This is a genomic window from Trabulsiella odontotermitis (genome assembly GCF_030053895.1).
GTDB classification, from domain to species: Bacteria; Pseudomonadota; Gammaproteobacteria; order Enterobacterales; family Enterobacteriaceae; genus Trabulsiella; species Trabulsiella odontotermitis_C.
This window is the reverse complement of the sequence record NZ_CP125781.1, coordinates 1,488,742-1,502,431: the sequence shown is the minus strand read 5'-3', so window position 1 is coordinate 1,502,431 and position 13,690 is coordinate 1,488,742. Positions and strand designations below refer to the sequence as shown.

17 protein-coding genes are annotated in these 13,690 nt (G+C 56.7%); 1 reads left to right on the top strand and 16 read right to left on the bottom strand.

All coding sequences use genetic code 11. The features are described from left to right. Nucleotides 1-12: 12 nt before the first annotated feature. Genes nrfD through nrfA form a run of 4 tightly spaced genes read right to left on the bottom strand, consistent with a single transcriptional unit; the run spans nt 13 to nt 3,683 of the window. Nucleotides 13-969: a cytochrome c nitrite reductase subunit NrfD gene (gene nrfD / locus QMG90_RS07225; protein WP_283283176.1), complete on the bottom strand. Its 957-nt coding sequence runs from the start codon at nt 967-969 to the stop codon at nt 13-15. Next, a complete protein-coding gene (gene nrfC / locus QMG90_RS07220; RefSeq protein ID WP_283283175.1) occupies nt 966-1,637 on the bottom strand; it encodes a cytochrome c nitrite reductase Fe-S protein in 672 nt (223 codons plus the stop codon). The genes nrfD and nrfC overlap by 4 nt, the downstream gene beginning before the upstream one ends. Then, nucleotides 1,634-2,200 (bottom strand): cytochrome c nitrite reductase pentaheme subunit, encoded by a 567-nt coding sequence (gene nrfB, locus QMG90_RS07215; RefSeq protein WP_283283174.1) that lies wholly within the window; start codon nt 2,198-2,200, stop codon nt 1,634-1,636. The genes nrfC and nrfB overlap by 4 nt, the downstream gene beginning before the upstream one ends. 46 nt (nt 2,201-2,246) lie before the next feature. Next, on the bottom strand, nt 2,247-3,683 hold the full coding sequence (gene nrfA / locus QMG90_RS07210) for an ammonia-forming nitrite reductase cytochrome c552 subunit (protein WP_283283173.1): 1,437 nt from the start codon (nt 3,681-3,683) through the stop codon (nt 2,247-2,249). 511 nt (nt 3,684-4,194) lie between these two features. Here nrfA and narP point away from each other — a divergent pair. Then, complete coding sequence (gene narP / locus QMG90_RS07205; RefSeq protein WP_283283172.1) at nt 4,195-4,842, top strand: nitrate/nitrite response regulator protein NarP; 648 nt, start codon at nt 4,195-4,197, stop codon at nt 4,840-4,842. A 17-nt stretch (nt 4,843-4,859) separates the two neighbouring features. On the opposite strand, the gene QMG90_RS07200 is transcribed toward narP, so the two are convergent. Genes QMG90_RS07200 through napG form a run of 12 tightly spaced genes read right to left on the bottom strand, consistent with a single transcriptional unit; the run spans nt 4,860 to nt 13,687 of the window. Beyond that, the gene (locus QMG90_RS07200) at nt 4,860-5,900 is read right to left on the bottom strand and encodes a cytochrome c-type biogenesis protein CcmH (protein WP_283283171.1); all 1,041 of its coding nucleotides are present in this window, start codon (nt 5,898-5,900) and stop codon (nt 4,860-4,862) included. Then, on the bottom strand, nt 5,897-6,454 hold the full coding sequence (gene dsbE, locus QMG90_RS07195) for a thiol:disulfide interchange protein DsbE (RefSeq protein ID WP_283283170.1): 558 nt from the start codon (nt 6,452-6,454) through the stop codon (nt 5,897-5,899). The genes QMG90_RS07200 and dsbE overlap by 4 nt, the downstream gene beginning before the upstream one ends. Then, a complete protein-coding gene (locus tag QMG90_RS07190; RefSeq protein WP_283283169.1) occupies nt 6,444-8,366 on the bottom strand; it encodes a heme lyase CcmF/NrfE family subunit in 1,923 nt (640 codons plus the stop codon). The genes dsbE and QMG90_RS07190 overlap by 11 nt, the downstream gene beginning before the upstream one ends. Continuing rightward, complete coding sequence (gene ccmE, locus QMG90_RS07185; RefSeq protein WP_283283168.1) at nt 8,363-8,842, bottom strand: cytochrome c maturation protein CcmE; 480 nt, start codon at nt 8,840-8,842, stop codon at nt 8,363-8,365. Before ccmE ends, QMG90_RS07190 begins: the two co-directional genes overlap by 4 nt. Further along, nucleotides 8,839-9,051: a heme exporter protein CcmD gene (gene ccmD, locus QMG90_RS07180; RefSeq protein ID WP_152958562.1), complete on the bottom strand. Its 213-nt coding sequence runs from the start codon at nt 9,049-9,051 to the stop codon at nt 8,839-8,841. Before ccmD ends, ccmE begins: the two co-directional genes overlap by 4 nt. After that, the gene (locus tag QMG90_RS07175) at nt 9,048-9,785 is read right to left on the bottom strand and encodes a heme ABC transporter permease (protein ID WP_283283167.1); all 738 of its coding nucleotides are present in this window, start codon (nt 9,783-9,785) and stop codon (nt 9,048-9,050) included. The genes ccmD and QMG90_RS07175 overlap by 4 nt, the downstream gene beginning before the upstream one ends. A gap of 27 nt (nt 9,786-9,812) precedes the next feature. Beyond that, nucleotides 9,813-10,472, bottom strand: a complete 660-nt coding sequence (ccmB, locus tag QMG90_RS07170; RefSeq protein ID WP_038156813.1) for a heme exporter protein CcmB — start codon at nt 10,470-10,472, stop codon at nt 9,813-9,815. Then, nucleotides 10,469-11,083, bottom strand: a complete 615-nt coding sequence (gene ccmA, locus QMG90_RS07165) for a cytochrome c biogenesis heme-transporting ATPase CcmA (protein ID WP_283283166.1) — start codon at nt 11,081-11,083, stop codon at nt 10,469-10,471. The genes ccmB and ccmA overlap by 4 nt, the downstream gene beginning before the upstream one ends. A gap of 3 nt (nt 11,084-11,086) precedes the next feature. Further along, nucleotides 11,087-11,689, bottom strand: coding sequence for a cytochrome c-type protein NapC (gene napC, locus QMG90_RS07160; protein ID WP_038156818.1), 603 nt, complete (start codon nt 11,687-11,689; stop codon nt 11,087-11,089). Between the two features lie 9 nt (nt 11,690-11,698). Continuing rightward, nucleotides 11,699-12,148 (bottom strand): nitrate reductase cytochrome c-type subunit, encoded by a 450-nt coding sequence (gene napB, locus QMG90_RS07155; RefSeq protein WP_049849580.1) that lies wholly within the window; start codon nt 12,146-12,148, stop codon nt 11,699-11,701. Continuing rightward, nucleotides 12,145-13,008 carry a quinol dehydrogenase ferredoxin subunit NapH gene (napH, locus tag QMG90_RS07150; protein WP_283283165.1) on the bottom strand — a complete coding sequence of 288 codons (864 nt, stop codon included), beginning with the start codon at nt 13,006-13,008 and terminating at the stop codon, nt 12,145-12,147. The genes napB and napH overlap by 4 nt, the downstream gene beginning before the upstream one ends. Next, complete coding sequence (napG, locus tag QMG90_RS07145; protein WP_283283164.1) at nt 12,995-13,687, bottom strand: ferredoxin-type protein NapG; 693 nt, start codon at nt 13,685-13,687, stop codon at nt 12,995-12,997. The genes napH and napG overlap by 14 nt, the downstream gene beginning before the upstream one ends. Nucleotides 13,688-13,690: the final 3 nt, after the last annotated feature.

The window sequence follows — 13,690 nt, the reverse complement described above, 5'->3', positions numbered from 1 at the left end:
ACCTTACCGGGCTTACGCCACTGTTAACTGTCCTGCATAAAGAATGTAGAAGCGCAGCAGCAGAACACCGGTCAGGCTGGCGCCGCTGACAATGAGCGCACCAACAAACGCAGATTCACGCGTCGCCCACCGTTTCAGCAGCAACGGGACAACCAGACCAATACCCGCCACACCAATCCAGAACCACCAGGTCCAGAACCCACCGCCCAGCGCGGCGACCAGCGCCCGCATTTTGCCGTCATCGCCGAGCGCCAGCCCGACGAAAAACGCGGCCAGCAGGAAGACTTCCAGCCAGAACACCGGTTTTTCGACACGGTGAAGAAAGTGGACTTCCGTACTGTGCGGGTTATTGCGGTGACGAAACGCCATCGCGATCAACGCCACCGCGGCACCCGAGGAGATGCCTGAAAACAGAAACAGCACCGGCAGCACCGGGTTATTGAGGAACGGATAGGACTTCAGCGCCGACAGCAGAAAACCGGTATAAGCGCCCAGCAATACCGCCAGCACCAGCATCACTGTTTCCAGCGGTCGTTGAATGACGGTCAACAGTTTCAGTACCTTCTCAACAAACGTCAGCCGCGGGAAATACTTCTGTTGTAATGCGATCGTCTCTCTGTCGAAAATTTCCGCCAGCCACAGGATCAGCACCACCATGTAGACCTGAAACAGCAGCACCCCCATCGACATCACCGAGGTCAGGCTGTAGTTGAACATCAGTTTCCAGAATGTCCACGGCCGCGCCAGATGGAAAATGAGAATAACCAGACCAAGAATAATGGCGGCTGGCGCAATGAACAGCGTGGTGCGCATCAGCGAGCTTTCTGCGGTGCCCTCGGCAGGGTGAAAACGGCGCAGAAGCACCGCCAGCGTGACCAGCCCGGCGGAAATACCTATCAGGAACAGGTAAATCGCGATCGGCCAGTCCCAGACCAGCGACTCAAAATGGAAAGCAGAAGCGGGGGTCATTGGCTCACCTCTCCATATTTAAACGGTACGCGATAGACTTTCGGCTTCGTTCCCAACGCCAGCTTGAAGCGGTAGGTTGCTTTTTGCTGCAACAGACGAGAGATCTCGCTGTTGGGATCGTCCAGATTGCCAAAGGTGAGCGCTTTCGTCGGACAGGATTCAACACAGGCAGGCAGTTTCCCCTGTCTGAGGTTGGTCTTCCGGCAAAAATCGCATTTATCCGCCGTCTTGTTGACCGGGTGGATAAAGCGGACGCGGTACGGACAAGCCGCGATACAGTACTGGCAACCCACGCAAAGGTCCGGGTTCACATCCACAATACCATTGGCCGCATCACGGTAAGAGGCGCCGGTCGGGCACACATCTACGCAAGGCGCAAGATCGCAGTGCTGGCACGAATGGCGGAAAAACCGATACTTCACGTCCGGGAATTCGCCAATCGGCTCGCTGCGAATAATGGTCAACCGCGATACGCCTTCCGGGACGTTATTCACCTCCCGGCAGGCATCCATACACGCGGTACAGCCGATGCACAACGACTCGTCGTGGATCATGCCGTAACGCACTCCGTTAATATTCAGCGTTTTTGCCACAATCTGCCCCGCCGCCCCGCTGATCGCAATCAGCGCGCCCATACGGGTGATTAGCTGGCGACGTGAGCAACTCATGGCTGCTCCTTAAACAGGGGCACTGACGCCGGATTAAAGTGCGGATTGGTACGCTGATCGCTGTGGCAATCTACGCACAATTTAATCCGTCCTTTATCGTCCAACGCCCGCATCTTATCCTGCTGTGGATGCAATTGGTGGCAACTGGCGCAGGCCACTTTTGTCTCATGGACATCGTGAGGCCAGAACGCTTTCTGTAACTGTTCCGGTAAATGGCAGGACATACAGACACTATTCTGCTGTTCTACCGTGTACATCGGATCATTGAAACGCATGACGTCTTTCACACCTTCACGGTGTTTCGGCGACGGCTTACCGTGGCAGTTGGTACAGGTTACGGGCAGTTTATTACCCGGGTTAATCGCTGACGCATGTTTGCCGTGCATCCCCTCAGAATTGGGTTTGTGACAGTCAAGACATGCGGCATCCGGATTGCGCTGCTGGGTCACCGTCCAGCGCTGGTCGGGATCCTGTGGCGCTGGCGTTTCGGACATCCCGGAAAGGCTCCATAACAGGCCTGACGCCAGCACCCCGGCAGTTAATAACGAACGTAGTACGCTCATATTCACTCCATTGATCAATCCGCCCCGCAAGGGGCGGAGATGGGGGTTATTGGCTTAACAGACCGTTTTTACGTGCCTGCTCTTCCCATTGCGGAACCACCGTTTTCAGGAAGTCCTCTTTTTCAGCTTTGATTTGCTGCATGTTCAGGCCAACTGCGGCCTGGGCTTTCTCTTTGGTGGAGATATCCGGCAGCGGAATTTCATGGGTGATACCCATGGTAGCCAGCAGACGAACCAGTTTGGTACGGGCATCAGCGGCTTTATCCAGCGCGCCGCCGAGCATCCGCAGCCCCTCTTCCGGCGCGTGCATGTGGATACCGTGAGACGCGATAGCCAGGTCCCAGCGCCACTGCGCATGACGGATATCGGCCAGAATCGGCTTCATGTCTGCTTCTTTCGCGCCTGCATCCCATGCCGCTTTTGCTTCAAAGTGAGCACGGACTATCTGATCTTCCACTTTCAGTTTCAGCACACGAATCGCTTCTTTACGCTCGGCAACAATGTTCTGCAGCGTGGCTTTGTCCTGGGTATGGCAGTTCGCGCAGGTCTGTTCGAAGTTATCGAACGGATTGCCGATCTTGTGGCTGGTGTAGGTTTTGCCTTCGGCGTTCTGTACCTTCGGCATGTGACAGTCGATACAGGTCACATTGTTTTTACCGTGGATGCCAACGGTCCAGGTTTCATATTCCGGATGCTGCGCTTTCAGCATCGGGGTTCTGGACAGCGGGTTGACCCAGTCAGCAAAGGTAATGGCGTCGTAGTACTTCTCCATATCCTCGACTTTCATGCCGTCATCCCACGGGAATTTCACCGCTTTGTTTGCGCCATCAAAGTGATATTCAACGTGGCACTGGGCACAGACCATCGATTGCTGATCGAAACGGCTGCCCTTCTCAAACGGCTTGCCAATAGTTTCCATCGCGCGGGCGGCATACGGGCGTGACAGGGTCAACGCCGGTTTACCCTGCGCGAAGTCAGGGGACGCGGTGTTGTGGCAGTCGGCACAACCTAAGTTATTGACGATTTCCGGGCCGCCGCGCGCCCATTTGCCATGGAAGTAACCGTCTTCACCATCTTTCTGGATCAGACGCGCGACATCCGGGCTCTTACAGCTCCAGCAGGCCATGGGCAGCGGGCCATCTTCTGCGTTTTTCGGCGCACCGGTACGCAGCGTTTCACGTACGTCGGTGACCGCGTACGCATGGCCGCGGGGTTTGTTATAGTCGCGAGAGAAAGGGTATCCCGCCCAGAGAACGACCAGCCGCGGATCTTCAGCCAGCGCGTCAACGCGATCTGACTGCTCACTGGTTGCCTTCCAGGACTGGTACTGATCAGGGTTTTTCGAGGCGAAGGTTTCATTCTTTGCCTCAATGGGTGCAGATTTCGCGGGTACAGCCGTCGGTTCAGCGTGGGCGCTAAAGATAAAACAGAGTGGGAGAATCAAGCTGAAAATACGGCGTGCGCTTATTTTTATCCTTGCCATAGGGGCCTCGTCCAGATTGCGCCACCGGGGAAAATGGCGGCTCTGTTATTTTTCTTCCATGACAGTAACCGCACAAAAAAACTGTCATGACATTGCTCATTTCTATATGTAACCAAAAACCACAACAATAATGTTGTTTTTAATCAAATGTAAATGCATGTTAAATACACCTTTAGGGTTAGATCACGGCACTGAAATCAATAAACCCGTAAACCCTTTGTTGGTACTTTTTATAAATTACACTTAACTACTTGTTATTAATAGAATTTATGATTTATGTTGTTTCTCTGCGAAAAACGATGGATTAGCCTGCTGAATTCACACAGACAATATTTCTATAAATACTTATTTTTGCGACATAGCATTAACATTGCGCCCTTTTCCCTTATTGACCCTGTTATAAATAAGGTAATATCTGATCTTCTCGCGCTGGCGCGAATCTGGAAAATCACACACGTAATAACAATAATGAATAATACCCTTGAGGTACTTTATGACCATGGAGTCTGTTATGCCTGGGACCACCACCTTTCAGGTGATGATTGTTGACGACCACCCTCTTATGAGACGAGGGATCCGTCAGTTACTGGAACTCGACAGTGTCTTTAACGTTGTTGCTGAAGCGGGCGATGGTCAGACAGCCATTGAGCTTGCCAATCAGAACGACCTCGATCTGATCCTGCTCGACCTCAATATGGGAAGAATGAGCGGGCTGGATACGCTCAGAGCGCTGCGCCGCGATGGCGTGACGGCGCGCATTGTTATTCTTACCGTTTCCGACGCAGCCAGCGACATCTACGCCATGATTGACGCCGGTGCAGATGGCTATTTGCTGAAAGACGGCGAGCCGGAAGAGTTGCTGGACTCTATTCGCAACAGCGCCAACGGGGGGGATGCGTTTAGCGAACGCGTATTCGCTTACCTGCAGGAGCGCGAGAGCGCAGGCGGAGCAAACGATCCGTTCAGCGTCCTGACCGAACGCGAGCTGGATGTGTTGCATGAACTGGCGCGCGGCCTGTCGAATAAACAGATTGCGTCAGTGCTGGATATCTCTGAACAGACAGTGAAAGTACATATCCGCAACCTGCTGCGCAAACTCAACGTCCGTTCACGGGTTGCCGCGACGATCCTGTTCCTGCAAACGCGCGGCATTCAGTAATTCACCCTGGCACGCGTTTAGCTGCCACCCCGCTGTTGCATTGCCTGTGCGATGCTGCGCTCAATGATAGCGCGGCGCTGATCGCCGCCAGGCAACAGCTTCAGCATCAATTGCCACGACGAAATCGCTTCATCGTAACGCTGCTCTTCAAAGGCATTAAAGGCATACAGGCTGAGCACCCGCACGTCCGCATGATTGGTTTTCACCAGCTCACGCAGTAACTCACCGCCACGGCGGTTATCATTACTGTCTGGCGAGCGGATCAGCACCTGGGCGTAGCCCACGGCCACTTCGCTGTTGGTTGGCGCGAGCGCATAAGCGCGCCCCCACGCATCCGTCGCCGTGCTGGCATTATCCAGTACCATTCCAATACGCCCCAGCATCATCCAGCCATCAACGTTATTGGGCTGGTCCTGCAATTGCGTACGCAGCCCCAGCGCCAGACGCGACATTTCCTCGACATTCAGCGCTTTTGCTTTCTGGTCGAGCACGCGATCCATCAGCGCATCGGTTTGCGCTGTCGCCAGGTGCCAGACGCGCACTTTTTCATAGCCGCCGACCTGGTAATAGCTCCAGCCGCTGAGAACCAGCGCCACCACCACGCCCGGCACCAGCAACCACAGATTCAGCGGGGCAACTGCCGTCGGTTGTGGCACGACATCGTCTTTCGCTTTCAGCTCCCGACGCCGCGTACGGGCAAAAATCACCCATCCCCCCGTCAGCACAGCGACGGCCGGGATCAGCCACAACAGCACCGTCAGCGGGGTGAGCGGCGGATCATAAGTGACGAAATTGCCGTAGCGCGCCACCATGTAATCGATCACTTCCTGCTTGCTCTTCCCTTCCTGCATCAGTTCATAGACCTTCTGACGCATGTCAACGGAGATCATGGAATTAGAGTCAGCAATGCTGTTGTTCTGGCATTTCGGGCAACGCAGTTCGGCGGTCAACTGCCGGAATTGTTGCTCCTGCGCCTCATCGCGAAAGGTCATCACGTCCGTCGCGGCAAAGGCGGCAGCGGAAAACAGCACCAGCAGGCTGAACAGTAACGCTCTCATGATTTCGCCTCCTGACTGTAGCGATCCCACAGCGGTTTCACTTCCTGCTCCCAGACGTTCATATTCATATCACCGGCGTGGCGATAGCGAATAATCCCTTTGCCATCAATCAGAAAAGTTTCCGGTGCGCCGTAGACGCCGAGATCCAGCCCCAGCATGCCGTCACCGTCAAACAGGCTTAACGCATACGGATTACCCAGTTCTTTCAGCCAGGTCATCGCTTTCGCCCGGTCATCTTTGTAGTTCATGCCCACCACGCGCACGCCCTGCGCGGCAAGCTGGTTAAGGAACTGGTGTTCCGCACGGCAGGTCGGGCACCAGGTCGCCCAGACGTTCAACAGCACCGGTTTTCCCTGCGTCAGCACCGCCGCGTCATACACTTTTCCTGGCTCGTCCAGCGACTCGAGACGGAACGCCGGTACCGGTTTGCCAATCAGCGCGGATTCGAGATTGGTCGGGGTATCACCCTCGGCATTGCGGGCCAGTTGCCACAACAGCGCTGCGGCAATCACCAGGAAAATAAAAAATGGAATCAGCAGAATATTACGCTTCATGTGGCCTCCTGCGATAACGCGGGTCGAACAGACAGCACAGGCCACCTAACGACATCAGAATACCGCCCGCCCAGATCCAGCGGATGAACGGTTTGTAATAGAGGCGAACCGCCCACGCGCCGTTATCCAGTTCTTCACCCAGCGCGGCATACAGATCACGCGTGATACCGCCATCAATCGCGGCTTCCGTCATCATCATGCTGCTGGTGTTATAAAAGCGTTTTTCGGCATGTAATGTCGCTTCAGGCTTGCCGTTACGGGTGACGTCGATGATCCCCGCACCGCCGCGCCAGTTCGGGCCGTTCCGTTCTTCCACCTGGCGGAAAATAAAGCGGTAGTTGTGAATATCGACCGCGTCGCCCGCTTTCATGCGCACATCACGCTCAACACTGTAGTTCTGGCTGAACGCGATACCAACCACGGTCACCGCCAGTCCGATATGCCCGAGCACCATGCCCCAATAGCTGGCGGTGAGTTTATTGCCTTTTTTCAGCCGCAAAACGACTTCAGCGATAACCAGCACCAGCACCCAACTCGCCATCGCCAGACCGACCACGGTCATCGCCACAATATGGTCCTGTAACAGCAGCGGCAACAGCAACGACAGCGCCAGCGTCGACACCAGCGCCAACAGGAACAGTTTTTTGTATCGGCCAGGGCGATCGCGACCCCAGCGGATCAGCGGTCCGATGCCCAGCAGCAGCGCAAACGGCGCCATCAGGGCGCTGAACAGCGAATTAAAGAATGGCTCGCCGACAGAGATACTGCCGAGCCCCAGCTGTTTGTGCACCAGCGGCAACAGCGTACCCAGCAACACCACCAGCATCGCGGCTACCAGTAAGACGTTATTGGCGAGCAGCAATGACTCGCGGGACCACAGCGCGTTATTGACCCGTGACCGCACGCGATGCCCTCTGACCGCGAACAGCAGTAAGGAACCGCCGATCACCAGCACCATAAAGGCCAGAATGAACATTCCGCGCGCCGGATCGGAGGCAAACGCGTGAACGGAGACCAGCACCCCGGAACGCACCAGGAAGGTGCCGAGCAGACACAGCGAAAACGCGGTGATCGCCAGCAACAGCGTCCAGGCTTTGAAGCTGGCGCGCTGCTCGGTGACCGCCAGTGAGTGCATGAGCGCGGTGCCTACCAGCCACGGCATAAACGAGGCATTTTCGACCGGATCCCAGAACCACCAGCCACCCCAGCCCAGTTCGTAATACGCCCAGGCGGAACCCAGCACGATGCCCAATGTCAGAAATATCCACGCCGCCAGCGTCCAGGGGCGGGAAAAGCGCGCGTACACGCTGTCGAGACGACCGCTCAGCAACGAAGCGATGGCAAAGGCAAATGCCACCGAGAAACCGACATAGCCCATATACAGCAACGGCGGATGGAAAATCAGCCCCGGATCCTGCAACAGCGGGTTGAGATCGCGCCCTTCTATCGGGAATTCCGGCAGGGTGCGAGTAAACGGGTTGGAGGTGAACAGAATGAAAACCAGAAAGCCGACGCTCACCATGCCCATCACTGCCAGTACCCGCGCGACGATATCAAGCGGGATCGCACGGCTGAAGAGGGCGACGGCGAACGTCCAGCCGCTCATCAGCAGCACCCATAACAGCAGTGAGCCTTCATGAGCGCCCCAGGTCGCCGCGACGCGATACCAGACCGGCAGTTGCGTGTTGGAGTTGCTGGCGACATACAGGACGGTGAAATCATTGACCACAAAGGCGTGGATCAGTATCGCAAACGCGCCGCTGACCACAATAAACAACAACCAGGCGAGTGGACGCGCCATCGCCATCAGGCGCGAGTCCCCTCTTGCTACGCCCAGCAGTGGATAGCCGGAGAGCAAAAGCGCTACGCCGAGCGCCAGGCACAGCAACGCATTGCCGACTTCAGGCATCATGAGGCGTTTTCCTTGTAGAAACTGGCCGGACGGCGATGGTTATCCTGCATCGCTTTTTCCACTTCTGGCGGCGTGTAGTTTTCGTCATGCTTCGCCAGTACCTCTTTCGCCACCACGCTGTCGCCTTTTTGCAGTTCACCCTGCACTACGACGCCCTGCCCTTCGCGGAACAGATCCGGCAGAATGCCTTCGTAGCTGACGTTGATTTCCGCTTCCGCGTCATAAACCGTAAAGGTGACTTTCAGCGAGCCCGGATCGCGCTTCACGCTTCCCGGCATCACCATGCCGCCCACGCGCAGGCGCTGACCCACCTCCGGCAACTGGTGCGTTTCGCGTTTGCCGTAGACGATTTCGCCCGGCGTATAGAAAAGGTCGATATTCGAACGCAGGGCGTAAAGCACCAGCGTCGCCGTCAACGCTAAACCCGCCAGTACCGCGAGCGCTAACCACAGACGGTTTTTACGACGAATATTCATGCCAGCTCCTTCTGCATCTTCGCGGCACGCATGCGCGCCTCCCTTTCCTGCTGTTTCTGCAATCCACGCAGAATGGCACGATGTTGCGCCCAGCTATGGAAACAGAGCGCCAGCAGGGGAAAAACGGTAAAACAGACGGCCAGCCAGACGTAAAAGCCGTAACCGCCCATGGCAAAAAAATCAGACCAGGATGCAAATGCGCTGTTCACAAGCGACCTCGCTTAGCGATAAGCTCGCTGACCCACGGACGACGGCGCTCCTGCAGCAAAATCAGGGTGCGCATTCGCATCAGGGTAAGTGTGACGAAAAGAAGCAGGAAACCCACGATTGACCAGCGCAGCGGCGTGCGCATCAACGGGGAGATACTTTGCTGCATACGGGTCGAGCCCTGATGCAGCGTGTTCCACCACTCCACGGAGTAATGGATAATCGGCAGATTGACGACGCCAATCAGCACCAGGATCCCTACCGCACGCCCGGCGATTTTGCGATCTTCAAAGGCGTACCACAGCGCAATGGCGCCAACGTAGAGAAACAGTAACACCAGTTCAGAGGTCAGGCGGGCGTCCCATACCCACCAGGTGCCCCACATCGGTTTGCCCCAGGCGGAACCGGTAACCAGCGCGATGAAGGTAAACACGGCGCCGACCGGCGCCATCGCCGCGACGGCAAGGTTGGCCATTTTCATTTGCCACACCAGACCAATAAACGCCGCGATCGCCATGGAGGCGTAAATGCCCATCGACCAGATAGCCGCCGGGACGTGCAGATAAATAATGCGGTAACTTTGTCCCTGCTGATAATCCGAGGGCGCGAAGCCGAATCCCCAGATCCAGCCCGTCAGCAGCACCAGCAGGCTGGCGATAGCGAACCAGGGAATAAGCTGGCTACAGAGTCGATAGAGCCGGGGCGGTATCGCCAGTTGATGAAGTTGTTTCCACATAGTTGTCACCACTCCTTTCGCATCCAGTTACTGCATGCTGATGCGTAGCGCTGCTGCAGTCACAAAGGGACTTAACGTTGCACTGCCTGCCAGCAGCGCACCAAGTATTGCCAGATAGCCGTCAACCGGCAGATGCATTGTCGCGGCGTCAATCGCCGCTGTCGCAAAAATCAGCAGTGGGATGGTTAATGGCAACACCAGCACACTGAGCAGTACGCCACCACGCTTGATACCGACCGTCAGCCCGACGCCTGGCGCGCCGAGGAAACCGAGCGTTGGCGTTCCCAGCAGCAGCGTCAGCGCCATCACCTGCCAGGTGTGAACATCCATGCCCATCAGCAACGCCGCCAGTGGAGAAAGGATGATCAGCGGCAGCCCGGTCACCACCCAATGCGCCAGCACTTTTGCCAGCACCACCGCCGGTAACGGCAGCGGTAACAGCATCAGTTGCTCAAGACTGCCGTCCTGCAGGTCATCGCGAAACAGACGCTCCAGCGCCAGCAACGAGGCGAGTAGCGCAGCAACCCAGATAACGCCCGGTGTGATGCGAACCAGCAGTTGCGGTTCAGGGCCAATGCCCAACGGAAACAGCGTGATAACGATTAAGAAGAACCATAACGGATTTGCGATATCCGCACTGTGACGAAACGCTACCCGTAGCTCAAGACGGAAAATTTGCCACATCATGCCGCAACTCCCGTCAGGGCGACGCGGCGCAGCTTATCGTCGCCAACGTTAAGCGGCTGATGGGTCGTGAGGATCACCATGCCGCCCCGCTCCGTGTGTGTGTTCATTTGCGCGGTCAGGTGTTCTACGCCATTGACGTCAATGGCAGTAAACGGCTCGTCGAGGATCCACAGCGGCGCACGGCTCAGCCACAGGCGTGACAGCGCGACGCGGCGCTGCTGGCCTGCGGAAAGCTGATTAACGGGAATATCTTCAAAACCGGCCAGCCCCGCCTTCGCCAGTGCGGAAAAGCAGGCCTGCAGCGTGCTGTCGTGGTGGAAAAAACGTAAATTCTCAAGCGCGGTCAGCCGGGTTTTGATACCCGGCTGATGACCAATCCACAAAAGTTGTTGGTGGAACACATCCCGTTGTCGGGAGACTGGCGTTCCTTGCCAGAACACCTCGCCGTCATCGGGACGCGATAGCCCGGTCAGCAGGCGCAGCAATGTGGTTTTGCCCGCGCCATTACCGCCGGTGATTTGCACCCACTCACCTGCGTTGACCTCAAACGACAGGTCGCTGAACAGCACCCGATCGTCTCTTTCGCAGTACAACTTTACCACTTCAAGCATGGGTTAAAATCCATTCTCTACTTCACGCATGTCCGGCAGTTTATGGGCAATACCCTTATGGCAATCGATACAGGTTTGCCCGTCCTTCACTGCCTGATCGTGCATCTTCGCCGCCACGCCTTTCTGCATCGTGAGATCCATGAATTCGAAATTGTGACAGTTCCGGCACTCTTGTGAGTTGTTGTTTTTCATTCGACGCCATTCGTTCTGCGCCATCGTGAGGCGATGGTCTTCAAACTTCTGTGGCGTGTCAATCAGGCCCATCACTTTTCCGTAAAGTTCTTTACTTGCCTGGATCTTGCGCAACATTTTTGGTGCCCATTCATGCGGAACGTGGCAATCCGGACAGGTTGCGCGCACGCCGCTACGGTTGTTGTAATGCACCGTTTCCATATATTCCTGGTAAACGGTATTGCGCATTTCGTGGCAGCTGATGCAGAACTCTTCACGGTTGGACATTTCCATGCCGGTGTTGAATCCCCCCCAGAAAATAATCCCGGCGATAAACCCTGTCAGCAACAGCGTTCCCAGCGCCAGACGGCTCGGTCGCCGCCACCATTGCCAGAGGCGTCGAATGATTCCCGGTTTACGGTTCGATGTTTCCATAGCAGCCTCTTACTTCCCGAACCCTTTCGACGGGGTAAATGTATTTTCGACAATCGGCGCGGCATTGGTCTGCGGCACGTGGCATTGCAGGCAGAAATACCGGCGCGGCGCCACTTCTGCCAGCACTTTACCGTCGCTGTCCATGAAATGGGTCGGGCTAATGCGCGGCGAACCGGTGGTGCGGTAACTCTCCACACCGTGACACTGTAAGCAGCGATTGGTGTTGGTGGTGACCTGGTAGCCGTCCACACTGTGCGGGATCATCGGCGGCTGGTTGACGTAGTTCAGCGCCATCCGATCCTGCTCTTTCGGCATGTGGATCGCCCCTTCCTGCGTTCCCGACACTTCAGGCGACTGGCTGAAATCCACGCCATTCGCCGCCCAAACCATCCCGCTTACCACCAGGGCCAGCGCCGCCATCCCTTGACTTAACGCCTTTATCAGGACATGGTTTTTCATGATTTCGCTCCCGAACTCCATCGTGTAGTTATTGTGAATACATCCTCAGGGCAGACATCCACACAGCGGCCGCAGGTCATGCAATCGCGGCCCGTTATCTGCACCGGACTTTGCTCATCCAGAACCGGAGCACGTAGTACATGCGGCTCCGGGCAAACGTGAAAACAATCCATACAGCGCGAACATTTCCCACGCCCTTTCGCTGACACCGTGAGCACGCCTTTGCTGCTCACCGCGCCATACAGCGCCCCCAACGGGCACAGATGCCCGCACCAGCCGTGCTCTACCACCAGCAAATCAAACAGGAACAGCGCCAGAAGCAAAAACGCGCCAGAGCCAAACCCGGACACCAGGCTACGCCCCGTCAACGACACCGGATTTATCCACTCCCAGATGAGCGTGCCGGTGATCGCCGCACCTGCCAGCACCATCACCAGCAGCAGATAACGCAAATAACGGGGAATAGTGGCGGACTGGCTGATATCGAGCCGACGACGTAGCCAGCTGGCGAGATCAGTGATCGGATTCACCGGGCAGACCCAGCTGCAGAACAGCCGTTTTCCTGCTATGGCATAGAACAGGATGACGATGATGGCGCCGGTCAGCCCCAGCACCGCTGGCAGATGACCGCTGGCGAGGCTTTGCAGCACCATCAGCGGATCGGTCAGCGGCACGGTATCGAGCAACAGACTGCCGCTGTAGTTTCCACGCAGGATCCAGATGCCATACCACGGTCCGCTCAGGAACATACCGAGAACTAACAGTTGACTCACGCGGCGCAACACCAGCCATTTGTAACTGCGCCACCATCCTTTTTTCGCCAGCGCTTCACGGCCAGCGTCGCATTTACGGTTTGCCATCGCTTCCCTCCAGCCAACCGAAACGGTAGTGGTGCCCCAGTTCCCCTTTCGCCAGCGACAGCGGCAGCACTTTGATGGCTGGCTGTTCCAGCACACAGGCTTTCTCGCATTTACCGCAGCCGGTGCAGGCATCGCTGTGCACGGTCGGTATAAAGCGGGCGTGTTTGCCGGTGCGCATGTTGCGATCCAGTTCGAGCGTAATCGCCTTATCGATAGACGGGCAGACGCGATAACAGACATCGCAGCGCAGCCCCTGATAGTTCAGGCAGTTTTCCTGATCAAGCAGGACCGCCAGCCCCATCCGGGCATCGTCAATCGAGGCAATTTCGCTGTCCAGCGCGCCACTCGGGCAGACCACCGCGCAGGGAATGTCTTCGCACATTTCACAGGGGATATCGCGGGCGACGAAATACGGCGTTCCCGCCGACAACCCTGACGCCAGCGTCGCCAGCTTCAGCGTGTCGTACGGGCAGGCCTGAACGCACTGACCGCAACGGATACAGGCGCTGGCGAAGGCATTTTCCGCCAGCGCGCCTGGTGGGCGCAGCCGCACGCCACTGGCGCGCGCGGTCTGCTGTTGCAAACCCAGCGCGACGCCAACGACGGTCAGCCCACCCGCTGCGCGAACCATATCACGCAGAAAGCGGCGACGACCTTGCGACTTCACGACCCGGGACATGAT

Excerpts from the sequence above, each read along its gene's own strand:
- nrfD (WP_283283176.1), bottom strand. The coding sequence starts at position 969 with ATGACCCCCGCTTCTGCTTTCCATTTTGAGTCGCTGGTCTGGGACTGG.
- nrfC (WP_283283175.1), bottom strand. The coding sequence starts at position 1,637 with ATGAGTTGCTCACGTCGCCAGCTAATCACCCGTATGGGCGCGCTGATT.
- nrfB (WP_283283174.1), bottom strand. The coding sequence starts at position 2,200 with ATGAGCGTACTACGTTCGTTATTAACTGCCGGGGTGCTGGCGTCAGGC.
- nrfA (WP_283283173.1), bottom strand. The coding sequence starts at position 3,683 with ATGGCAAGGATAAAAATAAGCGCACGCCGTATTTTCAGCTTGATTCTC.
- narP (WP_283283172.1), top strand. The coding sequence starts at position 4,195 with ATGCCTGGGACCACCACCTTTCAGGTGATGATTGTTGACGACCACCCT.
- QMG90_RS07200 (WP_283283171.1), bottom strand. The coding sequence starts at position 5,900 with ATGAGAGCGTTACTGTTCAGCCTGCTGGTGCTGTTTTCCGCTGCCGCC.
- dsbE (WP_283283170.1), bottom strand. The coding sequence starts at position 6,454 with ATGAAGCGTAATATTCTGCTGATTCCATTTTTTATTTTCCTGGTGATT.
- QMG90_RS07190 (WP_283283169.1), bottom strand. The coding sequence starts at position 8,366 with ATGATGCCTGAAGTCGGCAATGCGTTGCTGTGCCTGGCGCTCGGCGTA.
- ccmE (WP_283283168.1), bottom strand. The coding sequence starts at position 8,842 with ATGAATATTCGTCGTAAAAACCGTCTGTGGTTAGCGCTCGCGGTACTG.
- QMG90_RS07175 (WP_283283167.1), bottom strand. The coding sequence starts at position 9,785 with ATGTGGAAACAACTTCATCAACTGGCGATACCGCCCCGGCTCTATCGA.
- ccmB (WP_038156813.1), bottom strand. The coding sequence starts at position 10,472 with ATGATGTGGCAAATTTTCCGTCTTGAGCTACGGGTAGCGTTTCGTCAC.
- ccmA (WP_283283166.1), bottom strand. The coding sequence starts at position 11,083 with ATGCTTGAAGTGGTAAAGTTGTACTGCGAAAGAGACGATCGGGTGCTG.
- napC (WP_038156818.1), bottom strand. The coding sequence starts at position 11,689 with ATGGAAACATCGAACCGTAAACCGGGAATCATTCGACGCCTCTGGCAA.
- napB (WP_049849580.1), bottom strand. The coding sequence starts at position 12,148 with ATGAAAAACCATGTCCTGATAAAGGCGTTAAGTCAAGGGATGGCGGCG.
- napH (WP_283283165.1), bottom strand. The coding sequence starts at position 13,008 with ATGGCAAACCGTAAATGCGACGCTGGCCGTGAAGCGCTGGCGAAAAAA.
- napG (WP_283283164.1), bottom strand. The coding sequence starts at position 13,687 with ATGTCCCGGGTCGTGAAGTCGCAAGGTCGTCGCCGCTTTCTGCGTGAT.